This window comes from Stenotrophomonas acidaminiphila (genome assembly GCA_002951995.1).
In the GTDB taxonomy this organism is placed as follows: domain Bacteria; phylum Pseudomonadota; class Gammaproteobacteria; order Xanthomonadales; family Xanthomonadaceae; genus Stenotrophomonas; species Stenotrophomonas acidaminiphila_A.
In genome coordinates this window covers 426,098-446,691 of record CP019797.1, presented here as the reverse complement: position 1 = coordinate 446,691, position 20,594 = coordinate 426,098, and the positions used below count along the sequence as shown (strand labels likewise).

Annotated in this window: 21 protein-coding genes and 1 pseudogene; 8 read left to right on the top strand and 14 right to left on the bottom strand. The window is 71.9% G+C overall.

What is annotated here, in order from left to right:
• Positions 1-8 precede the first annotated feature (8 nt).
• The 5 genes from B1L07_01880 to B1L07_01860 all read right to left on the bottom strand — a co-directional run bounded on the left by B1L07_01880 (position 9) and on the right by B1L07_01860 (position 3,033).
• Positions 9-1,262 (bottom strand): RNA polymerase subunit sigma-24, encoded by a 1,254-nt coding sequence (locus B1L07_01880; GenBank protein AUZ54085.1) that lies wholly within the window; start codon positions 1,260-1,262, stop codon positions 9-11.
• A gap of 54 nt (positions 1,263-1,316) precedes the next feature.
• Positions 1,317-1,673, bottom strand: a complete 357-nt coding sequence (locus B1L07_01875) for an RNA signal recognition particle (GenBank protein AUZ54084.1) — start codon at positions 1,671-1,673, stop codon at positions 1,317-1,319.
• A gap of 61 nt (positions 1,674-1,734) precedes the next feature.
• Complete coding sequence (locus B1L07_01870; GenBank protein ID AUZ56405.1) at positions 1,735-2,145, bottom strand: glyoxalase/bleomycin resistance/extradiol dioxygenase family protein; 411 nt, start codon at positions 2,143-2,145, stop codon at positions 1,735-1,737.
• Complete coding sequence (locus B1L07_01865) at positions 2,142-2,579, bottom strand: hypothetical protein (protein ID AUZ54083.1); 438 nt, start codon at positions 2,577-2,579, stop codon at positions 2,142-2,144. The genes B1L07_01870 and B1L07_01865 overlap by 4 nt, the downstream gene beginning before the upstream one ends.
• A gap of 22 nt (positions 2,580-2,601) precedes the next feature.
• The gene (locus B1L07_01860) at positions 2,602-3,033 is read right to left on the bottom strand and encodes a dehydrogenase (protein ID AUZ56404.1); all 432 of its coding nucleotides are present in this window, start codon (positions 3,031-3,033) and stop codon (positions 2,602-2,604) included.
• 170 nt (positions 3,034-3,203) lie between these two features.
• Between B1L07_01860 and B1L07_01855 the strand changes: the two genes are divergently transcribed.
• Positions 3,204-3,578, top strand: coding sequence for a hypothetical protein (locus tag B1L07_01855; GenBank protein AUZ54082.1), 375 nt, complete (start codon positions 3,204-3,206; stop codon positions 3,576-3,578).
• 8 nt (positions 3,579-3,586) lie between these two features.
• On the opposite strand, the gene B1L07_01850 is transcribed toward B1L07_01855, so the two are convergent.
• Entirely contained in the window at positions 3,587-5,665 is a 2,079-nt protein-coding gene (locus B1L07_01850; protein AUZ56403.1) for a gluconolaconase, read from the bottom strand.
• A 92-nt stretch (positions 5,666-5,757) separates the two neighbouring features.
• Positions 5,758-5,961: a hypothetical protein gene (locus B1L07_01845; protein ID AUZ54081.1), complete on the bottom strand. Its 204-nt coding sequence runs from the start codon at positions 5,959-5,961 to the stop codon at positions 5,758-5,760.
• 47 nt (positions 5,962-6,008) lie between these two features.
• On the opposite strand from B1L07_01845, the gene B1L07_01840 reads away from it, so the two are divergent.
• Entirely contained in the window at positions 6,009-6,227 is a 219-nt protein-coding gene (locus tag B1L07_01840) for a hypothetical protein (GenBank protein ID AUZ54080.1), read from the top strand.
• Positions 6,228-6,303: 76 nt separating this feature from the next.
• Here B1L07_01840 and B1L07_01835 read toward each other — a convergent pair whose 3' ends face one another.
• Complete coding sequence (locus B1L07_01835) at positions 6,304-7,377, bottom strand: hypothetical protein (protein ID AUZ54079.1); 1,074 nt, start codon at positions 7,375-7,377, stop codon at positions 6,304-6,306.
• Between the two features lie 246 nt (positions 7,378-7,623).
• The gene (locus B1L07_01830; protein AUZ54078.1) at positions 7,624-8,556 is read right to left on the bottom strand and encodes a hypothetical protein; all 933 of its coding nucleotides are present in this window, start codon (positions 8,554-8,556) and stop codon (positions 7,624-7,626) included.
• A gap of 163 nt (positions 8,557-8,719) precedes the next feature.
• Here B1L07_01830 and B1L07_01825 point away from each other — a divergent pair, with 163 nt between their 5' ends.
• A complete protein-coding gene (locus tag B1L07_01825) occupies positions 8,720-9,562 on the top strand; it encodes an SAM-dependent methyltransferase (GenBank protein AUZ54077.1) in 843 nt (280 codons plus the stop codon).
• Positions 9,563-9,572: 10 nt separating this feature from the next.
• On the opposite strand, the gene B1L07_01820 is transcribed toward B1L07_01825, so the two are convergent.
• Positions 9,573-12,206 (bottom strand): bifunctional diguanylate cyclase/phosphodiesterase, encoded by a 2,634-nt coding sequence (locus B1L07_01820; GenBank protein AUZ54076.1) that lies wholly within the window; start codon positions 12,204-12,206, stop codon positions 9,573-9,575.
• Between the two features lie 1,160 nt (positions 12,207-13,366).
• Here B1L07_01820 and B1L07_01815 point away from each other — a divergent pair.
• Positions 13,367-13,654 carry a hypothetical protein gene (locus tag B1L07_01815; protein AUZ54075.1) on the top strand — a complete coding sequence of 96 codons (288 nt, stop codon included), beginning with the start codon at positions 13,367-13,369 and terminating at the stop codon, positions 13,652-13,654.
• Positions 13,655-13,767: 113 nt separating this feature from the next.
• Here the strand turns inward: B1L07_01815 and B1L07_01810 are convergent, their stop codons facing one another.
• The 4 genes from B1L07_01810 to B1L07_01795 all read right to left on the bottom strand — a co-directional run bounded on the left by B1L07_01810 (position 13,768) and on the right by B1L07_01795 (position 16,708).
• Positions 13,768-15,051, bottom strand: coding sequence for a hypothetical protein (locus B1L07_01810; GenBank protein ID AUZ56402.1), 1,284 nt, complete (start codon positions 15,049-15,051; stop codon positions 13,768-13,770).
• A complete protein-coding gene (locus B1L07_01805; protein AUZ54074.1) occupies positions 15,048-15,812 on the bottom strand; it encodes a diguanylate phosphodiesterase in 765 nt (254 codons plus the stop codon). Before B1L07_01805 ends, B1L07_01810 begins: the two co-directional genes overlap by 4 nt.
• Positions 15,813-15,890: 78 nt before the next feature.
• Positions 15,891-16,556, bottom strand: coding sequence for a hypothetical protein (locus B1L07_01800; GenBank protein AUZ54073.1), 666 nt, complete (start codon positions 16,554-16,556; stop codon positions 15,891-15,893).
• A gap of 11 nt (positions 16,557-16,567) precedes the next feature.
• Positions 16,568-16,708, bottom strand: a complete 141-nt coding sequence (locus tag B1L07_01795) for a hypothetical protein (GenBank protein AUZ54072.1) — start codon at positions 16,706-16,708, stop codon at positions 16,568-16,570.
• A gap of 201 nt (positions 16,709-16,909) precedes the next feature.
• On the opposite strand from B1L07_01795, the gene B1L07_01790 reads away from it, so the two are divergent.
• The 4 genes and pseudogenes from B1L07_01790 to B1L07_01775 all read left to right on the top strand — a co-directional run bounded on the left by B1L07_01790 (position 16,910) and on the right by B1L07_01775 (position 20,589).
• Positions 16,910-17,488: a hypothetical protein gene (locus B1L07_01790; GenBank protein ID AUZ56401.1), complete on the top strand. Its 579-nt coding sequence runs from the start codon at positions 16,910-16,912 to the stop codon at positions 17,486-17,488.
• Positions 17,485-18,237, top strand: coding sequence for a hypothetical protein (locus B1L07_01785; GenBank protein AUZ54071.1), 753 nt, complete (start codon positions 17,485-17,487; stop codon positions 18,235-18,237). The genes B1L07_01790 and B1L07_01785 overlap by 4 nt, the downstream gene beginning before the upstream one ends.
• Positions 18,234-19,762 (top strand): annotated as a pseudogene (locus B1L07_01780) (cryptochrome/photolyase family protein). Before B1L07_01785 ends, B1L07_01780 begins: the two are co-directional and overlap by 4 nt.
• Before the next feature lie 107 nt (positions 19,763-19,869).
• Entirely contained in the window at positions 19,870-20,589 is a 720-nt protein-coding gene (locus tag B1L07_01775) for a GTP cyclohydrolase (protein AUZ54070.1), read from the top strand.
• Positions 20,590-20,594: the final 5 nt, after the last annotated feature.

Below are 20,594 nucleotides of genomic sequence, written 5' to 3'. Positions count from 1 at the left end.
ACGCGCGGCTACAGGTTCGCCGCGCGCGCCCGCAGCGCCGCGCGTTCGCGGGCGTTGCCGCTCAGGTCGGCGGCGCGCTCGAACGCGGTGCGGGCCTCGTCGCGCCGGCCCAGGTGTTCGAGCAGATCGCCGCGCACCGCCTGCAGCGGCGCATAGTCCGCCAGCCGGCGGTCCTGCTGCAGGGCCTCGAGCAGCGGCCAGGCGGCCTGCGCGCCCTGCGCGCGCGCCACCGCCACCGTGCGGTTGAGTTCGACCACCGGCGACGGCATGACCACCGCCAGGCGCCCATACAACGCCGCGATGCGCGCCCAGTCGGTCTGGTCGGCGCGGCGCGCCCGCGCATGGCAGCCGGCGATGGCCGCCTGCAGCACATAGGCGTCCGCCTCGCCGCCCAGTGCCTGCGCCTGCTCCAGCAGGGCCAGGCCGCGGCCGATCTGCAGCCAGTCCCAGCGGCCGCGGTCCTGCTCCATCAACAGCACCGCCGCGCCGTCGGCATCGGTGCGCGCATTCATCCGCGACGCCTGCAGTTCCATCAGCGCCAGCAGCCCCAGCACCGCTGCCGAGCCGGGCATCAGCCCGGCCAGCACCCGGCCCAGGCGCAGCGCCTCGCCGCACAGTGCCGGGCGCATCCAGTCCTCGCCCTGGCTGGCGGCATAGCCCTCGTTGAAGACCAGGTAGAGCACCTCCAGCACCGAATGCAGGCGTCGCGGCAACGCCTGCCGCCGCGGCACCTCGAAGGCGATGCCGCGTTCGGCCAGGGTGCGCTTGGCGCGGACGATGCGCTGGGCGACGGTCGGCTCCGGCAGCAGGAACGCGCGCGCGATCTCGGCCGTGCTCAGGCCACACAGCAGGCGCAGGGTCAGCGCCACCCGGGCGTCGGCCGGCAGCACCGGGTGGCAGGCGACGAACAGCAGCCGCAGCAGGTCGTCGCCAATGTCGTCTTCCACTTCGCGCTCGTGGTCACGCACGACGCTCCCCTGGTGGTCCGGCTCATGCGCCATCGCCTCGTGCTTGCCGGCCTGCAGGCGGCGCTGGCGCAACAGGTCGATCGCCCGCCGCTGGGCGGTGGTCATCAGCCACGCGGCGGGGTTGTCGGGCACGCCCTGCCGCGGCCAGTGTTCGAGCGCGGCGACCAGCGCGTCCTGGGCCAGCTCCTCGGCGCTGTCCAGGTCGCCCAGCATCCGTGCCAGACGCGCGATCAGGCGCGGCGACTCCATGCGCCACACCGTGTCGAGCCTGCGCTGTATCTCGCGGGTATCCATCCGCCCGCGATCACACCACCGAGCCACGGTGCGCGCAAGCGCGCGCGCCGCGGGTCACGCCTCGACGAAGGCCTTGAACCCGCCCCAGAACATGCGCTTGCCGTCGAACGGCACGCTCTTGGCATCCATGCCGGCCAGGCGCGGGTCGGCCATGGCCCGGGCGTTGACCCGGTCGCGGTGCGCGCGCGAGCGGTAGACGATGTAGGCGAACACCACCACCTCGTCCGGCTTGAGCTTGACCGCCTGCGGGAACGAGGTGTGCCTGCCCGGCTTGACGTCGTCGGCGACCGCTTCCACGTAGGCCAGCGCACCATGCTCCTTCCACACCTTGGCACCCAGGCGCGCCATGCGCCGGTACTCGGCCAGCCGCGCCTGCGGCACCGGCAAAACGAAACCATCCACGTAGCTCATCGTCCTCTCCTCGCTGCAGCAGGTACGGAAGCGGCCGCGCCGGGGCCCGGCCGCCGCTGGATCAGCCCGGCGCGCCGTCCATGTACGCGATTTCCCAGAGGTGGCCGTCCAGGTCCTGGAAGCCGCGCTGGTACATGAAGCCATAGTCGCGTGCCGGCATCGGTTCGCTCGCGCCTGCGGCCAGCGCCTTGTCGACCAGCGTATCCACCGCCGCGCGGCTGGGTGCCGACAGGCAGGTGATGACTTCGGTGTGGCTGCGCGCGTCGCACAGCGGCCGGGGCGTGAAGCCCTGGAAGAACGGCTCCACCAGCAGCATCACGAAGATGCTGTCGCTGATGACCATGCAGGCCGCGTCCTGGTTGGTGAACTGCGGGTTGAAGGTGTAGCCGAGCGCGCCGAAGAACGTCCGGGACGCCTCCAGGTCGCGCACCGGCAGGTTGACGAAGATCATCTGCGGCGGGGCCATCGTCAGCGCGTCCCGTCCATCGGCTTCATGCAGTTGACCATCCACGGCTTGCCGTAGCGGTCCAGCAGCATGCCCCAGCGTTTGGCCCAGAAGGTCTCGGCCAGCGGCATCTGCACCTGGCCGCCTTCGGCCAGCGCCGCGAACACGCGCTCGGCTTCCTCCACGCTGTCCACGTCGACGTTGATGGTGGTGGCGCACGGCCCCTGGGCAGGCGGGCCGTCGGCGGCCATCAGGATCGCGCCGCCCGCCTCCACCTGGCAGTGCGCGACGTGGTCCGGCTGCGGGGTGTACCCGCCGCAGGCCTCACCGTCCATGTCGGGGCCGGGCGGCATGTCGGCGTATTTCATCTCCGACACCACCTTGCCGCCCAGTGCCCGGGCGTAGAAGGCCATGGCGTCGTGGGTGTCGCCATTGAAGCCCAGGAAAGGAATCAGTTTCATCGCATGTCTCCTTGCGGTCGGATCAGTCGTTGCGTTCGATGCGCTCGCGCAGACGTTGCTCCTGCGCGCGCAGTTCCGGGGTGAAGGCCTCGCCGAAGTCCTCGGCCTCGAACAACGGGCGGATCTCCACTTCCACCGGCGCGGTGCCGTCGGCGTCGAACGGGGCGCGGCTGAGCCACTCCACGGCCTCGTCCAGGGAACGGACCTGCCACAGCCAGAAGCCGGCGATCAGCTCCCGGGTCTCGGCGAACGGGCCGTCGATGACCTGCCGCCGGGCGCCATCGAAGCGCACCCGCGCGCCGCGCCGACTCGGGTGCAGGCCTTCGCCGGCCAGCATGATGCCGGCCTCCACCAATCGCTCGTTGTAGGCGCCCATCGCCGCCAGCTCGGCCTCGGTCGGCATCACCCCGGCCTCGGTCTCGGCCGTCGCCTTCACGATCACCATTACTTTCATGTCCATGCCCTTCCGGTTGCGGACCGGATGATCCGCTTCACCTCCGGTACGACGAACCAGCGCCGACGGAATCGACAACACCGGCGATGTTTTTCATGAACACGTTCATGGTTGCGGCGTACCCTTCACCCTGCGCCATCATGGCCCTCTGCTCCCGACAGGACCCGGCCATGAAATTCCTGCTGTTGATCCATATCGACCCGGCGCTGCTGGAGGCGCTGCCGCAACCTGCCTACGACGCGCAGATGCGCGAATGCCTGCGCCATGCCGACGCACTGCAGGCACAGGGCACCGTGCTGATGTCGCAGAAGCTGCAGCCGCCGGCGACCGCGCGGACCCTGCGCATCCGCGACGGCCAGCCGCGGATCACCGACGGCCCGTTCGCCGAAACCCGGGAAATCCTGGCCGGGTTCAACCTGATCGAAGCCGCCGACGCGGAGGAGGCCATGCGCATCGCCGCGCAGTTCCCGTGGGCGGCCTACGGCAGCATCGAAGTGCGCGCGGTGGATGACCTGCAGGCCGAGCGGATGCGGCTGGGCGCCTGAGCACCTGCTCAGGACACCACGATACGTAGGTCGCGGCGTCCGGCCGCTTCGTTACCGCTGTAATCGCGGACGGTGACCCGGATCACGTACTCGCCGGGTGGCAGGTCCGCGGGCTGCCATGCCGCCACTGCCAGGCGCCCGTCGCGCACCACATTGCTGACCACGTAACGGAACCGCGTCACCGCGCTGCCGTGCACGGTGATGCCGCTGTCCTCGGCATAGGCGACCTTGGCCGCGTCCGCCTGCGGCGGCATGCGGTTGAACTCGATGTTCATGCGCGGCTGTTCGTGGCCGGGCAGCGCGCGGCCGTCGGCGTCGAGGATCTGGTAGCCCAGCGCGTACAGGCCGAGGCGGCGGCGCGGCAGGTTGCCGTCCACCTGGTCCCAGGCCTCGACCACCAGTTGCAGGCCGCCGGCGTCGCGCGGCACCCGCAGGCGGCCGTCGCGGCTTTCGCGCAGGCGCTGGCCGCGGGCGTCGAACAGGGCGATGTCGTCGATGCGGGGCGGCACGTGGTCGGCGTAATTGGCGAAGCCCAGCCGTACCGCATTGCGCTCGTAACCCGATGGTCCGACCGCCAGGTGCACGTGGGCCTGGCTGTTGATGCTGCCCAGCGCATCGCCGGGGTGGAAGCGCGTACCGCGGCGCACGCGCACCCGCTGCAGCTGCCCGGCCTCGTCGTGCACCAGCTGAAAGCGGGCCGGATCGAGCGGGCGGTTGGACGTATCGCGGCCGACCTTCATGTGGATGTAGTCGACGGTGTCCAGCGACAGGCCCTCGGCCTGCCCGCCCAGGCTCCAGGTCGCCGCCGGGCTGCTGACCTTGGCCGCGGCGATGGCGAGCACGGTCTGGCCGACGTCGCCGCGGACGTCGAAGCCACCGTGCAGGTGGTGGCGGCTTTCGCCGCTGAAGTTGCCGCGCACTTCGCCCAGGGTGCCGACCACTTCGTGCCAGCCCAGCTGCGGCGCCAGCGGCCAGCGCCCTTCGTTGCGCGGCAGCGGGTTGTCCATCGCAGGCCCGACCGGCGCTTCGGCCGCCGCCATTCCCGCCACCGGCAGCCGCAGGTGATGGAGGCGGTAGGCATCGGCGTCGCCGAGCAGCAGGCTGCCATCGGGCGCCAGCGCGATGCCCGCCGGGCGCGCGAAGCGCTGCGCATCGCCGGCCACCGCCACCACATGCCCCGCCGGCGACACCTGCACCACGCGGCCGGTGATGCGCTCGCCGACATAGGCCACGCCGTCGTGGGTGAGCGCCAGCGTCATCGGCCCCCACAGCACGCGCGCGCTCCCGGGACCGCCGGCGCGCGTCGTGACGCGGCCGCTGCGGGTCACGGTGCGCAGCGCGTCGTTGCGCAGGTCGGCCACCCACAGCGTGCCGTCGGCGGCGAGCGCGAGGTCGGTGGGAGTATCGAAACGCGCCGCCTCGCCCTGGCCGTCGGCCCAGCCGGGGCGGCCGCCGCCGGCCAGCGTCCACACCCGGCCGTCCGGCTCGATCACGCGGATGCGGTCGTTCCAGGTGTCGGCCACGTACACCCTCCCCTGCGCATCCACCGCCACGCCCATCGGCCCGTCGAAACGCGCCTGCCGGCCGATGCCATCGGCGAACCCGGCCACGCCGTCGCCGGCCAGTGTGCTGACGTCGCCCTGCGCGGTGACCTTGCGGATCGCATGGTTGCCGGTATCGGCGACATACAGGTTGCCGTGGCGGTCCAGCGCCAGCCCGGAGGGCGTGTTGAACGCGGCGGCGTCCCCGCGTCCGTCGGCGAAGCCCTCGCGGCCGCCGGCCAGCACGTGGAACACACCGTCCAGCCAGCGGTAGAGGATGCGGTTGTTGTCGCCGGCATCGGCAACATAAAGCGTGCCGCCGGTGTCCATCGCCACGCCCCAGGGATCGCTGAAGCGGCTGTGCATGCCGGAACCGACGCTGTCGCCTTCGATGCCGTCGCCGGCCAGCAGCGCGACCTGCGCGCGCCAGCCCAGCGGCGTGGCGGCCGGCGCTACCGAGGGCGTCCGTGGCGGCCACAGATAGCTGGCCGCGAGCGCGCCCCCGGTCAGCAATGCCACGACCATCACCCAATGCCTGCGTTCCATGTACATCCCAGCGGTTGCGGACCCGGCACCATAGACGCTCGCCGGCCACGGAACCACCCGGCACCGACAGGATCGCCACCCGTCCCACGGAGTCATGCATGAATCTGCAACTGCACCTGCAGGAAAACCCGATCCGGCTGCAGCCACCGCAGGGTGCCGCGGTGGTGCTGCCGCTGTCGCTGGCGGACCTGCTGGCGGCGGGGCTGCACGCCTTTCCGCCGCAGCCCAGCGCGCTGGAGCAGACCATCCAGTGCGTCGAGGATGCGCTGATGCCGGCGATCCCGGCGCTGCGCCACCCGGCGCCGGTGCTGCTGGAATGCGCCGACCCGGTGCTGGCGCCGCTGTGGGCGGCCAGTGGACGGCCCCCGGCACGGCGGCCACGCTGTCCATCGCCGACGTCGAGAACGTCTTCGACCGGCTCGCGCGGGTGGCGGCCGGCGTTCCCGCGCACAGCCTGGGGTTGCCCGCGCAGCCGCGCTTCGCGGCCGCGCTGGTGGTGGTGCGCGAGCTGCTGCACCACATTCCACTGCCGGCGCTGCGGCTGCGGCCGGCGACGGACTGAGTACCGCCCCGGGCCGCACGCCCCGACGTGGCGCCGCGCGGGCACGCTCCGCGCGGCGGGTTGCGTGCCCGCGCGGTCAGCGGCTGCCGCGCGCCGCGCGCAGGTGGGTGCCGACCGGCACCGAGAACGCGCCGTTGTCGGCCACGTCCCAGTTGATCGACCACGCCATCACACCACGGAAGTCCGGATACGGCCGCGCCGGCTCGAGCGTGTCGCAGCCGGTGCCGCGGGCCAGGCAGTCGAACGCGCGGATGATGGCCGCCGGCGGCGCGTAGCCCGTGCCGGCCGCGCGCGGGCCGGAGGGCAGGGCCAGCGCCACCTGGTCCGGGCGCAGGCCGTGGAAGCGGCCCTTGCCGCCGGCCAGCGCGAAGCCCTCGATCAGCATCTTCGCCGAGCCCACCATCATGTCCACGCTGCCGGCCGGCAGTCTGTCCGCGCGGTAGGGGGTGGGCAGGCCGCCGTTGTTGTAGAGCTGCACGTGCAGCAGGTCCAGCTCGTCGCGCAGCCCGTCGATCAGCGGCAGGTAGGCGCCCCAGATGCCCTCCATCGACACCCAGCCGCCCTGCACGTAGGGGTGCTCCGGCGCCATCGACACGTACAGGTTGGGGTACATGGCATGCAGGCGCTTGACCGCGGAGACCAGGTGGCCGGTGACCGGTGCGCCGTGCACGACACCGGCGACCTTCTCCAGGTCGATATCGATGCCGTCGAGCCCGTAGGCGTCGATGGCCTGCGCGGTGGTGCGCACGAAGTTGTCCTCGTCGCGCTGCGTGCGCAACGTCACCTTGCCCAGCTCACCACCGAAGGACAGCGCCACGATCCCGCCGCGCGCGCGGCGCGCGGCGATGTCGGCGACCAGGCGCGTGCGCTCCAGCCCCGGCGCCGGATTGAACGCGACCCTGCCCTGGCCCATGTCGTCGGCGAATGCCAGCACCACCACGTCCCAGGCGTCGTCCACCTGGCCGAGCGGCAGCACCCCCGATCCGTTGTCGAAGTTGTGCAGGTAGCCGACCAGGGCATGGCGCGGCAGCGGGTGGCTGTAGCCCGGCGTCACGCCGGGCCGCGGCTCGGCGGCGCCGACCTGCCCGGCGTGGCAGCCGAAACTGGTGACCAGGAACAACATGCACGACAACAGGCGGCTCGGCTTCATCGCAATCCCAGGCGGTGGAGGAGCGCCGATTCTAGACAGCCGCCGGCACCAAAAATCCTTCTGGAACATGAAGTTGGCGAAGTTGTCCGGTAATGACCCGCGGCCGTCCGGGCACTGTCCAGAGGGCCTGTCCGGTGGGCCGCGGCGCGGTGTCGCGGCCCGCCGCGAGGGCCACCGCGCAGGACATCCGCAGGCAACCGGGCGCAGCCATCACGCCCCGGGCATGACTCACGCCGGCGCGTTCGCTCAGCCGCAGGTCTTCATGCGTCGTTCCGCCTCCCACAGCGCGCGCCTTGCCAGGTCATAGGCGCTGTCGGCCGCCGACGGCAGCGTGTGCTCGGCCTCGACCGGGTCGGCGCCATGGCGGTAGCGGTACTCCAGCCGCTCCAGCGCGTCCAGCTGCTGCAGCGCGTTGCCGAACCAGCGCCGGCGTACCGCATCGTCGCAGCGCGGGTAGCGCCGTTCCAGCTCGCCGATGGCGGTACGGATGCGACGGCTGGCCTCGCCATCCAGGCCGGGCAGCGGCTCATGGCGGATCGGCGCGGCCTTGTAGGCATCGCCGGTGGCTTCGCTGCCCAGGTCGGACGCGCGCTCGTGCAACGACGGGTTGAACGCCACATCCGGCGCGCGCCGCGCCTGCGCCGGCTGGATGTCCTCGCCGTAGAGCCACTTCTCCCTGCGTGACTGCCGGGTCCCGGCTGCACGCTTCGAGAACAGGCCGGCGGTGGCGCGCTCGCCGACGCCCGTCGCCAGTTCGTCGCGGTGGGTGAACAGTTGCTCGTCCTTGCCCGGGGTGCGTGCCCGCGCCGCGACATCGTCCGGCAGCGCGATCCCGCCATCGGCGGCGTACAGGCGACGCGCGGCGCCGGCCGCGGGCACCGGCGGCGATGACGCGGCCGGTGGCGGTGGCGGCGCGGGCGGCCGCTGGCCATCGGGCGGGAACGGCGGGGGCGCAACGGCGGGCGCCGCCACCCGGGTCGTGGCGGGCAGCGACGAGTGCGGCGGCACCGGATCCGCCGCGCGCGCCAGCCAGCGCACCTGCAGGCGCTGCTGCCGATGCTCCGCGGCGGGTTCGGGCACCTGCCACAGCACGCGGCCGGCCAGGCAGAGAATCGCCACGGTCGCCAGCCCGGCACCGATGCGGTGGGACAGGGGTTCGCTGACGCGGGAATCGTGCATGCCTCTCCATCGCAGACCTGCACGCGGCGGGAGCCCCGCGGTGCACCGTGGCAACTACAGACCGGAGGCCGGGCGGCGAGTTCCATCGCCGTCGCACGCCGATGCCCGGGTTACGATGGCTGCCCTTTCCGGCACCGGTGCCGCTCCGCGGCACTCCCAGCGCATGACCCACTACTCCGGCCCCCTGCTCACCCGCCCGCTGCTGGACGCCATGCGCGACGCGCAGCGACGCGGCGACGCGGTCTGGAACGGCTCGCTCGACCTGGGCCGCGGCACCGACGCGGTGCGGCTGGAGGCCGGTCGCTGGCAGTGGCGCGGCCACGATTATCCGTGGCCGGAGCGGCTCAAGGACCGCACCGTGTATTACTGGGACGGCGCGGATTTCGCGCCGGCCTCGCGGTTCGGCAATGGCCTGTACAAGCTGGTGCCGACCGACTGGGGCGTGCCGACCTTCGAGATCGACGGCATCAAGATGCTGGTCAGCGCGCAGCTGTCGCCGATGGATGACGCGCGGCGCAAGGTTGCCCTGGTCGCGCCGCGCGGCAAGCAGGTGCTCGATACCTGCGGCGGCATGGGCTATTTCGCCGCCTGCTGCCTGGAGGCCGGGGTGGCGGCGGTGCATTCGTTCGAGAAGAGTCCGGAAGTGCTGTGGCTGCGCACGCTCAATCCCTGGTCACCGGACCCGGCAGCGGCCGCCGCCGGCGGCCGCCTGACGCTGACCCACGGTGACATCTCGCTGGCCATCGCCGATATCGCCGACGCCTCGGTCGATGCGGTGCTGCATGACCCGCCACGCTTCGGCATCGCCGGCGAACTTTACTCGCAGGCGTTCTACGACCATCTGGCGCGGGTGCTGCGCCGCGGCGGCCAGCTGTTCCATTACACCGGCATGCCCAACCGGCTGACCAGCGGCCGCGACGTGCCGCGCGAGGTCGCCACCCGCCTGGGCAAGGCCGGGTTCCGCGCGCGCCCGGAACTGGACGGCGTGTTCGCGGTCCGCGACTGAGCGGCGCGCGTCATGGCAGCGGCGGCTGCCCGGTGTTGTCGCGCTGGAACAGCACCCGCTCCGGGCGGTGCAGGGCGAAACCCTGCGCGCTGTCCACGCCCAGCGCGCGCAGCAGGTCCAGGGTGTCCAGGTCGTCCACCCACTCGGCCACCACCCGGGCCCCGCGCTGGTGGCCGATGCGGGTGACGGCATCGACGATGGTCCGGCTCATCGGGTCGCGGCCGAGGTCGCGCACGAAACTGCCGTCGATCTTGATCACGTCCACCGGCAGGTTCTTCAGGTAGCCGAACGAGGCCATGCCGGCGCCGAAGTCGTCCAGCGCGATGCGGCAGCCGGCTGCGCGCAGGCGCTCGATCACCCGCACCACGCGCAGCAGGTCGCGCACCGCCACGGTTTCGGTGATTTCCAGGCACAGCCGCTGCGGCGGCACGCCATTGCGGGCGATCGCATTGAGGATGAAATCGGCCAGCCCCTCGTCCTCGAGGCTGGCGCCGGACAGGTTGATGGCACAGCTCTGCAGGCGCTCGCCGCAGGGATGCAGGGCATTGAAATTGGCCAGCGCGGTGCGGATCACCCAGCGGTCCACCGCCGGCATCAGGCCATAGCGCTCGGCCGCCACCATGAACACGCCCGGCGCGATCACGCTGCCGTCGTCGGTGCGCATGCGCAGCAGCAGCTCCACGCGGGTGACCGGTTCGGCGCCGGGCGACAACGGCACGATCTCCTGGTAGTCCAGCAGCAGGCGGTCCTGCTCCAGCGCCCGGCGCAGCTGGCTGGCCCATTCCATCTCGCCCATGCGCCGGGTGGCGTCGGCGTCGTCGCGGTACACCCGCACCCGGTTGCGGCCGTCTTCCTTGGCCTGGTAACAGGCCGTGTCGGCCCAGGCCAGCAGGTCCTTGAGGGTGCATCCGGGCTGGTCGACCAGCACCAGCCCGATGCTCGCGCTCACCGTGTAGCTGCGTCCCAGCCAGCAGAACGTCGAACGCTCGATGCACGCGCGCACCTGCTCGGCCAGCAGGTCGGCCTGGGCCTGGTCCACGCCGGACGCCAGCAGCCCGAACTCGTCGCCGCCCAGCCGCGCCAGCAGGTCGCCATCGCGGACGTGGCGCCGCATCGCCTGCGCCAGCTGCACCAGCAACTGGTCGCCGGCGCTATGCCCGGACAGGTCGTTGATCAGCTTGAACTGGTCCAGGTCGATGTACATCAGCGCGAACGCCCCCTCGCCGGCGGCGTCGCGGTCGAGCAGCGCCTGGCGCAGGCAGCGCTCGAACTCGCGGCGGTTGCACAGCCCGGTGAGCTCGTCATGCGCGGCCTGGTAGCGCAGGCGCTCGGTCATCTCGCGCTGCGCGCTGGTATCGCCGGCCACCATGAGCAGGTGCGGCACGTGGTCGATCTCCAGCATGGCGAGCGAGGCATTCACCCACAGCGCGGCATCGGCACCGCGCACCACGAATGCCTCCTGGCTGCTCCATGCGCCGTGCGCGCGGGTGGCGGCGACCGCCTCGCGACCGTGCACGGCATCGGCGAACAGGCCCTCCAGTGGCGCGCCGGCGACGGCGCCGAGCTGGGCCCTGGCCGCGCGGTTGGCGTAGGTGATGCGCCCGTCGCGCGCGTCGGCCACCAGCACCAGCGCCGGCAGCATCTCGTTGAGGGCCTGGAACCGCGCCTCGCTTTCGCCGAAGCGCGCGCTCATCCGCCGCGCCAGTTCGAGCGCGCGGCGGTGCACGCTTGCCTGCGACCACAGGAACAGGGCCAGCAGCACGCTGATTGAACTGCCGCCGATCACGATCAACCGCAGCTGCGCCCACTCGCCCATCGGTACGCGCGGCCACAGCCGCAGTTCCCACGTGCGCCCGCCGAATTCCATGCGCCGCACCTGCAGCGCCGCCGGGTCGGCCGGCACCGGCGCGCTGGCGAACACCCGCGCATGCGCCGGCAATGCGCCCAGGTCGCGGATCTCCACGTCCATGTGGTCGAGGATGCGGCCATACAGCGCCTGGCGGACCATCGGCTCCAGGCGCACGCTGACCGCCAGCGCGCCCAGCTCGCGCGCGCGCCGTTCCGCGACCGTGGCCGGCATGGCGCCCGGGGTGTACGCGGGCAGGCGCACGGTGATGCCCATGTCGCCCGCCGCCCGCTGGCCGCGGAACTGCAGCAGCGGGAACGGCGCGGACAGGGCGGCCGCATCGGCGTCGCGCGCGCGCCGCAGCGCCTCCATGTTCTCCGGTTGCCGGGCGACATCGAAACCGACCAGCACCTCGTTGCCTTCCAGCGGCGCGACGTACTGGTAGCGGTAGGTGGCCTGGCCAGCGGCGTCCACCTGGCGCTGCGCGAAGGCGATCAGCACGTAGCCATGGATCCACTCCTGCGAACGCAGGTTGCGCTGGTAGCTGTCGAAGGTGCCCTGGTCCAGCTGCGCGGTGCCCGCCAGCAGCACGGTCTGCATCGCCCGCAACCCCAGCGCGGCGCCGGCCAGCGGTTCACGCAGGCGCGCGGGCGCGGCATCGGCCAGCGAGCGCTGCAGCGACTGCACCCGTTCGCGCTCGCCGCGCCATTCGCCAAGCGCCACCCGCGCCGTCAGCGCCAGGCCGGTGACCAGCACCAGCAGTGCCCACAGCGGCGTGGCGAACAGGGAGCGCGGCATCCCGCCGTCAGCTGCGGGTAGCGGGGCGTCATTGTGCATGGGCAGCCCTTGCAGGCACCGCCAGTGCGCTGCACCGGCGGCCGCTGGCCAGCGTGCCGCCGTGGACTGTCATCGCCCCGCCATCGTCCATATCACCGCCCCTGCCCGGCCCGAACCCCAGTTCGCCGGCGCCAGCAACCGGCCCCGGCAACGCACCACGAACGGCCTTCCCGCCGTACCGCCGAGCGTCAATGCCACCGGCAGGATCCTGTACCACCCGGGCGATTCTACGCGCCGTCCGGGCCACGCGGCCGTCAACGCACCTGTCCGTGCCGGCCCCACCCGCCTTGACCACCATGCCCGCTCCCGTTACCGGCGCACCCGCCGTGTCGTCCCTTTCTCTTAACGCCAATCCGGGTATATCTCGACACCGGACAACGCCTCCCCGCACCCGGCGCCCTGCCGCACACAGGCACGCGCCGGGCCCTGCATCTGCCGCCGGTTCCGGCCCCCGCCGTGCGCACTTCCGGCCATCCGCAGATGCATGGCGCCGCACGGGGCGGGCCTCCAGACAGACCCGATGCAAACCCTGTTCCCGCCTGCGGGAGCCGGGACCGTCGTCGCGCGCCCGCGCGACGGCCCACCCACGCCGTTGCCGCCGGCCCTGCCCGGCCGCGACGGGGCAACGCCACCATGACCCGGGGCCCGTCGCCCCGCAGGAGAGTGCCCTTGAAAGATGTGAACATGTTCCTGCAGGGACCCGGGGCGGAGCGCCGCGCGGTCACCGTGCTGGCGACCGAGCGCGTGCCCCTGGAGACACTGCTGTGCCATGCCCCAACGCCGGCACGGGCGTCCTTGTCGACCTGCATGTGCTGGTCGATGCGCAGGGCAACCTGGCCCGGCAGATCGACCATGAGGGCCTGCGCTACCGGTTCAGCGGTTCGAATGCGACCTGGGTGCTGGTGGTCAGCTGACGGCTGCGGCGTGAAATCGCCCGCGCGCGCATCGACGCCGGGGTAACGGCGGCCCCCGCTACCCTGATGCCGCGGTACCGGCCGCCCCCCGCGATGGCCCGCGCGGCGTCCGGACGGCGGCAGGGTCGGCGGCAGCCGGTGCGCCCTTGGCAGGCGGCCGGCACTGCCCCCGGCCGGGGTACCGCGCAGCCACAGGAGGAACCCGCCATGGTCAAAGCCGTCCCGAGCCGCCTTCCCCCGCCGTTCCACTGGGTCGAGGAACCCGATCGCAAACGCCTGTGCCTGGGCGGGGTCAAGGTGCTGGAAATCTGCCGGCGCAACCTCGGCTGGATCGTGGAGGTCTACCTGCACGAGCCGTCGCGCCCGCTGCCGATCATTGCGGTGCGTTCGGCCAGCGCCGGCATGCGCTGGGGCGCGCGCTGGGCCAAGCAGCACATGCGCATGCTCACCCAGCTGGCACGCGATCCCGGCGCGCCGGGGCATCCGGCGCACTGAGCCGGCGCGGCGCCGCCAGGCGACCGTCTCCAGACCGCGCAGCAGGCGCATGGCCGCGGCAACCGCCCGGGCCGGCCCATGCCCGGTGCGGACCTGGGTGCGCTGCCGCGCGCTCAGCACCTGACGGCGTTGCGGCCCTGGCGCTTGGCGCGGTACATCGCCAGATCCGCGCGCCGCAGCAGTTCCGATGCGCTCTCGCCCGTGGCCATCTCGGCGACGCCGGCCGAGATCGACAGCGAGAACAGGTCCAGCTCATTGACCCGAGTCGTGTTGACCTTCTGGCGCAGGCGCCCGGCCAGCTCCATGGCCTGCGCCAGGGTGGCGCCGGGCAGGATGACCAGGAACTCCTCGCCGCCCCAGCGGATGGCGCGGTCGTCGGCGCGCACGCAGGATTTCAGCACCCGGCCCACGCACACCAGCGCGTCGTCGCCGGCCTTGTGCCCGTGCACGTCGTTGATGGCCTTGAAGTGGTCGATGTCGGCCATGATCACGCTCAGCGGCCGGGCCGACGCCTGCGCCTGCGCGACCAGCCCGTAGAGCTGTTCGGCGCCGGCATGCCGGTTCAACAGCCCGGTCAGCGAGTCGATGGTCGCCATCTCCATCAGCCGGCACTCGCGCTCGACGCGTTCGCTGACGTCCTTGCCGGTGCTGATGTAATGCGATATCCGGCCACGGCCGTCGCCGACCGGGGCGATGCTCTGCTCGACGTGGATCTGGCGGCCGCTCTTGTGGCGGTAGGTGAAGGTGGCGCGGAACGGCTTTCCCTCACGCAGGCAGACCCGCAGGTTGCGGTAGAACAGCGGGTCCTGGTGCGACGGGTACAGCATCCGCGCCGACTGCCCGAGGATCTCCTCCGGCGCATAGCCGGTGAGCCGGGCAAAGGCTTCGTTGACGAACACGACGCCGGTGTCGCGCCCGGTGATCAGGATCGGGTCGATCGCGGCATCCAGCGCCTGCAGCAGCAGCCGGCGTTCCTGCTCGGCGGCAATCCGCGCGCTGATGTCGTTCTGCACCGACACGAAATACGCGATCGCACCGCTGGCGTCGCGCACCGGGGAAATGCTCCACTCCACCGTGTAGGCACGGCCGTCGGCGGCATAGTTGACCGTGCTGCCGGCGAATGGCAGCCCCTGCTGCAGGTGCCGGCGCAGCGAGGCCATCAGCGCCCGGTCGGTGAGTGGACCCTGCAACAGGCGCGGGCTGCGGCCGAGCAGCTGCTCCGGCCGGTAGCCGCTCATGCGGCAGAACGCCGGGTTGGCGTAGACGATCAGCGGGCCGCCGCCCTCCAGCCCGGCATCGGTGATGAGCACCGCGCTGGTGCTCTGGTCGACGGCGTGGGCAAGCACCGCGGGACTGACGGCGCCAAGCAGGTCCAGCGCCTGCCCGTCATCACTCAGGCGACCCACGGTATGTCCGCCTCATGCGCGATGCGCTCGAACTGCGGGCGCCCGAACCAGTAGCCCTGCATCAAGCCGATGCCGAGGTCGGCCAGGCAGCGCGCCTCGTCCGCGGTCTCGATGCCTTCGGCGATCACCTCGATGCCCAGCTCCCGGCACATCGCGACCACGCCGGCGACGATCGCGCGCCGCGGCGGGCTCTGGTCGATCGCGCGGATCAGGGCCATGTCCAGCTTCACGATGTCCGGCTGGAAGTCGGCCAGCAGGGTGAGCCCGGCGAAACCGGCGCCGAAGTCGTCGATCGCGGTCTTGAAGCCGATCCGCTTGTACTCGCTCAGGATCTCGGCCAGCCAGCTGCCATCGCTTACCTGCTCGCCCTCCACGGTCTCGAAAATGATCTGCTCGACCGGGAAGCCGTAGCGCCGCGCCGCGCGCAGCGTGGAGCGGATGCACAGCTCGGGCCGGTAGATGGCGTTGGGCAGGAAGTTGATCGACAGGTACGAACCCATCTGCAGCCGCGACGCGGTCTGGATCACCTTGTCGCGGCAGGCCTGGTCGAACGCATAGCGGTTGGACGCGGTGATCCGCGACAACACCGAAGCGGCCGGCTCGCCGGCGGTGCCGCGCACCAGGCCTTCATGCGCGAATATGCGGCGCGCGCGCACATCGACGATCGGCTGGAACGCATAGCTGAACTCGAAATCCAGCGGCTGCGCGTCGACGCACAGGGCGCAGCCGGCGCGCGTGTCGGTGGAGTTCATGCGGTGGGTTCTTTGCGCCGTGGGTGGGCGAAGGATAGCGGCTGCCACGCAACCCGGGCCAGCCACCCGCGCTGGCGGTCAACCGGCATGGGCGGCGATATCGACGTTCTCGACGACTGCCGGCCGCGGCCCGGGGGCGATCACCAGCCGCAGCAGGCAGCGACCGATCGCCTCGGTAGTGGTGAACACCCGTGGGCAGGCGCCGGCCAACAGCGCCAGCAGCGGGTCGCCCAGCGCGTACAGGCCGCGGCGCAGCCGGTGCGGCGACACCGTGCCGTGCACCGGGCGGACCACGCCGGGGCGCACGCTGGTGTGGGCCAGCCCGCTCCGCGCCAGCACCTGCTCGGCTTCACCCTTGACCCGCAGCGGCATCAGCGCGCTGCCGGCATCGGCCCCCATGCCGGAGATGTACGCCACGAAGCCACCGGGGTTGGCGCCGGCGTACGCCGCCAGCACCCGCTCCAGCGTCGCCACGGTCGCCTCGCGGTACGCCGCCTCCGACAGGCCCAGCGGCATCGGGCCGGCGCAGTACAGGCAGGCGTCGTGGTCGCGCAGGTCGATCGCGGCCAGCGCCCCGGCGGAGAACTCCGGCGCCAGCAGCACCTGCACGCGCGGATCGGGCGAGGCCAGCGGGCGCCGGACCAGCACGCTCACCGCCTCCACCTGGTCCGAGCCCAGCAGCACGCGCAGCACGCCCTGGCCGACCAGGCCGGTGGCGCCCACCAGCAGAATGCGCTTGCCCATGACGTCGTTCCTCAGTTGCGCCCACGGCAACGCCGCGAACAGTAGCGCACGTTTTCCCAGTCGCGCGCCCACTTGCGGCGCCACGCGAACGCACGCCCGCAGGCCGCGCAGATGCGCTGCGGCAGCTCGGCCTTCGCGCGCATGCGCGGCATCAGTGCACCCCGTCCACAGGGCCCGCGGAGCTGGCGATGCAGGGGCGGCCGCAGGGGCAATGACGGTGCGACGGGTGGACATGGGTGGCCCAAGGCGGCTGTGCAGTCACCGGGTTGTACGCAGGCGATGGGCACTTGGATGCATCCATGGCGGCCGTTGCTGCGTAAACCCCGGCATCTCCCCGATCACGGATGCACGCCATGCGCCTTGCCCGGCCCTTCCTCGTGCCGCTGCTGATGGCCACCCTGCTCAGCGGCTGCGCCCAGGCCAAGCACCCTCCGATCACGCCGGTGAGCTCGGTGGACCTGCCACGCTTCATGGGCCGCTGGTACGTGATCGGGATCATTCCCACGCGCCTGGAGCGCGGCAACCACAACCCGGTGGAAACCTACCGCCTGGACAGCAAGGGCCAGGTGTGTACCTGGTACCGCTACCGCCCCGGCGGGTTCCAGGCGCCGGTGAAGCTGCTGGCATCCACCGGGCTGGTGCAGCCCGGCACCGGCAATGCCGAATGGAAGGTGCGCTTCTTCGGGCTGTTCAAGGCGCAGTACCTGATCGGCTGGCTGGCGCCGGACTACAGCCAGGTCATGGTGGTGCGCGATGCCCGCGACTACCTGTGGTACATGGCGCGCAACCCCAGCGTGCCCGACGCCGACTACCAGGCCATGCTGCAGCGCGCGGCGGCGCTGGGCTACGACACCACGCGGATCGAGCGGGTTCCCCAGCACTGGCCTGAAACCGGCCAGGACAAGGACACCTTCGATGGAGCATGCCGATGAGATGGTCGGTACTGCTGCTGGCGCTGTCGATGCCGCTGGTCGGGTGGCTGTCCAACAGCGGCCTGCTCGGCCCGACCAACGGCGAAATCTCCGCGCGCTACCCGACCCTGATCGTCGCCGCCGGCTACGCGTTCGCGATCTGGGGCCCGATCTTCGCGCTGGACGTGGTGTTCGGCATCGGCCAGCTGGTTACCGGCGAGGACAGCTGGCGGCTGCGCCGCATCCGCCGGTTCACCGCCGCCGGCTTCGCCCTGACCTCGCTGTGGATGGTGGTGTTCACGCGGCAGTGGTTCTGGCTGGCGCTGGCGGTGATCTGGCTGAGCCTGGGCTGCCTGTTGGCGGCCGCGTGGCTGGCCTCGCATACCCGCCGCCATGCGCGCCAGCCGTGGTGGCAATGGCTGCCGCTGTCGCTGCACGCCGGCTGGGTGTCGCTGGCGGTGTTCCTCAATGTCGCCCAGGTGGTGGTGGCGTTCGAACTGCTGCCGGTCGATCACATGCTGCCGTGGACGCTGCCCCTGTTCGGCCTGGCGGCGATGCTGCTGCTCGGCATGCTGGCCATCCTGCGCGGCAACCCGTGGTACGCCCTGCCGGCGGTGTGGGGGCTGCTGGGCGTCTATGTGCGCCAGATCCAGTCACCGCTTGCCGGCGCCACCGTGGCGGCGCTGGTCGCGCTGGCGCTGGCGGTGCTGCTGGTCGCGGTGGCCTTGAGATACGCGTTTTCCCCGGCGCTGCCGCCGGACCCGCCGTGACCTGCGTGCGGCTGCTGCTGGGCGACCAGCTCGATCCGCGGCACCCGTGGTTCGACCACACCGATGCGGACGTGCTGTACGTGATGATGGAAGTCCGCCAGGAAACCGACTACGTACTGCACCACGCGCAGAAGATCCTGGCGATCTTCGCGGCGATGCGGCGCTTCGCCGCGCACCTGCGCGCGGCCGGCCACCGGGTCGACTACCTGGCGATCGACGATGCCGGCAACCGCCCGTCCCTGGTGGACAACCTGGACCGGCTGCTGGCGCAGCACGCCGCCACCGCGCTGGAATACCAGGCGCCCGACGAATGGCGGCTGGACGCGCAGCTGCGCCGGTATGCGGCGCGGCAGGCGATCCCGGTGCGCTGCGTGGACAGCCACCACTTCCTGGCCGGACGCGGGGAGGCGGCCCGCTTCTTCGGCAGCCGCGGGCGCTGGACCATGGAGCCGTTCTACCGCCACATGCGCCGCCGTCACCACGTCCTGCTCGAACCCGACGGCCGCCCCCTGGGCGGGCGCTGGAACTTCGATGCGGACAACCGCAAGCCGTGGCGCGGCGATCCCCCGGAGCCGCCGGATACCCGCCCGCGGCATGACCTGCGCGCGCTCTGGCAGTGCATCCAATCCGCCGGCGTCGCCAGCTTCGGCGATCCGCAGGCGCATGCGCTGCGCTGGCCACTGGACCGCGCCGAAGCCCTGCAGCAGCTGCAGGCCTTTCTCGACCACGGGCTGGCGCATTTCGGCGACTACCAGGACGCGATCAGCGCGCGCGCGCCGCGGCTGTTCCACTCGCTGCTGTCGTTCGCGCTGAACGTGAAGATGCTCGATCCGGCCGAGGTCATCGCCCGCGCCGAGGCCGCCGCCCACGATGGCCGCGCGCCGCTGGCCGCGGTGGAGGGTTTCATCCGCCAGATCCTGGGCTGGCGCGAGTACGTGCGCGGGTGTACTGGGCGCGGATGCCTGGCTATGACCAGTGCAATGCCTTCGGCCATGACCTGCCACTGCCGGCCTGGTTCTGGACCGGCGATACGCACATGGCCTGCGTGCGCGGGGCGATCGGTCAATCGCTGGCCCACGCCCATGCCCACCATATCCAGCGGCTGATGGTGATCGGCAACTTCGCGCTGCTCGCCGGGCTCGACCCGCAGGCCCTGCACCGCTGGTACCTGGGCATCTACATCGATGCCTTCGAGTGGGTCGAGCTGCCCAACACCCTGGGCATGAGCCAGTTCGCCGACGGCGGGCTGCTGGCCACCAAGCCGTATGTATCGGCGGCCGCCTATCTGCACCGGATGGGCGACCACTGCGGCCAGTGCCGCTACCGGCGCGACCTGCGCACCGGCGCCCGCGCCTGCCCGTTCAATGCGCTGTACTGGGACTTCCTGGACCGGCATGCGCCGCGGCTGGCGCACAACCCGCGCCTGGCCCTGCCCTACCGGCAGCTGGCGCGGATGCCGGCCGGCGAGCGCCAGGCCCTGGCCCAGCAGGCCGCGCAGCTGCGGGCGCGGCTGGACGCGCTGTGACCCTGCGCACATCCAACGCGCCGATGCCCGCGTAAGCACGACCATGCCCCGGGCCTGCGGCGTCCGCCAGACCGGGCCTCCCCCGCCCCGCTACCGAGCGCTCTCCCATGTCCCAGCCACCGAACGACCCCACCCTGCTCGACACCCTGCTGCCGCTGCCGGTGTCCGAGCGCGTCCGCCAGCGCCTGCTGCGCGCGGGCCAGCGCTTCCATGCCAACGACAACATCGCCGGGCACCTGCATGCCGGCGAGCTGGCCGCGATCGAGGACGAGGTTGCCGCCCGCGCGCAGGAGCTGCTGCGCGCGCTGGTGATCGATACCGACAACGACCACAACACCCGCGACACCGGCCGCCGGCTGGCGAAGATGTTCGTCCGCGAGCTGTTCGCCGGCCGCTACCAGCCAGCGCCGGCGGTGACCGAATTCCCCAATGCCGAGCGCCTGAACGAACTGATGATCGTCGGCCCGCTGCGGGTGCGCAGCGCCTGCTCGCACCACCTGTGCCCGATCATCGGCCAGGTCTGGATCGGGGTGCTGCCCGACGCCAACTCCAACCTGATCGGCCTGTCCAAGTATGCGCGGCTGGTCGAGTGGATCATGAGCCGGCCGCAGATCCAGGAGGAGGCGGTGAGCCAGATCGCGCAGCTGCTCGAACAGCGGCTCCGGCCCGACGGCCTGGCCGTGGTGATGGAAGCCGACCACTACTGCATGCACTGGCGTGGGGTGAAGGACGACGGCTCGAAGATGACCAACAGCGTGATGCGCGGCAAGTTCCTGAGCGACCCGGCGCTGCGCCGCGAATTCCTGTCGTTGCGCCACCGCGGCTGAGCCGG

Bases quoted from the DNA above. Each gene is read 5' to 3' on its own strand.
- B1L07_01875 (AUZ54084.1), bottom strand. From the start codon at position 1,673: ATGAGCTACGTGGATGGTTTCGTTTTGCCGGTGCCGCAGGCGCGGCTG.
- B1L07_01860 (AUZ56404.1), bottom strand. From the start codon at position 3,033: ATGAAAGTAATGGTGATCGTGAAGGCGACGGCCGAGACCGAGGCCGGG.
- B1L07_01855 (AUZ54082.1), top strand. From the start codon at position 3,204: ATGAAATTCCTGCTGTTGATCCATATCGACCCGGCGCTGCTGGAGGCG.
- B1L07_01785 (AUZ54071.1), top strand. From the start codon at position 17,485: ATGAGATGGTCGGTACTGCTGCTGGCGCTGTCGATGCCGCTGGTCGGG.
- B1L07_01880 (AUZ54085.1), bottom strand. From the start codon at position 1,262: ATGGATACCCGCGAGATACAGCGCAGGCTCGACACGGTGTGGCGCATG.
- B1L07_01795 (AUZ54072.1), bottom strand. From the start codon at position 16,708: ATGCCGCGCATGCGCGCGAAGGCCGAGCTGCCGCAGCGCATCTGCGCG.
- B1L07_01805 (AUZ54074.1), bottom strand. From the start codon at position 15,812: ATGAACTCCACCGACACGCGCGCCGGCTGCGCCCTGTGCGTCGACGCG.
- B1L07_01850 (AUZ56403.1), bottom strand. From the start codon at position 5,665: ATGGAACGCAGGCATTGGGTGATGGTCGTGGCATTGCTGACCGGGGGC.
- B1L07_01825 (AUZ54077.1), top strand. From the start codon at position 8,720: ATGACCCACTACTCCGGCCCCCTGCTCACCCGCCCGCTGCTGGACGCC.
- B1L07_01815 (AUZ54075.1), top strand. From the start codon at position 13,367: ATGGTCAAAGCCGTCCCGAGCCGCCTTCCCCCGCCGTTCCACTGGGTC.
- B1L07_01865 (AUZ54083.1), bottom strand. From the start codon at position 2,579: ATGAAACTGATTCCTTTCCTGGGCTTCAATGGCGACACCCACGACGCC.
- B1L07_01800 (AUZ54073.1), bottom strand. From the start codon at position 16,556: ATGGGCAAGCGCATTCTGCTGGTGGGCGCCACCGGCCTGGTCGGCCAG.
- B1L07_01830 (AUZ54078.1), bottom strand. From the start codon at position 8,556: ATGCACGATTCCCGCGTCAGCGAACCCCTGTCCCACCGCATCGGTGCC.
- B1L07_01820 (AUZ54076.1), bottom strand. From the start codon at position 12,206: ATGCCGCGCTCCCTGTTCGCCACGCCGCTGTGGGCACTGCTGGTGCTG.
- B1L07_01775 (AUZ54070.1), top strand. From the start codon at position 19,870: ATGTCCCAGCCACCGAACGACCCCACCCTGCTCGACACCCTGCTGCCG.
- B1L07_01790 (AUZ56401.1), top strand. From the start codon at position 16,910: ATGCGCCTTGCCCGGCCCTTCCTCGTGCCGCTGCTGATGGCCACCCTG.
- B1L07_01835 (AUZ54079.1), bottom strand. From the start codon at position 7,377: ATGAAGCCGAGCCGCCTGTTGTCGTGCATGTTGTTCCTGGTCACCAGT.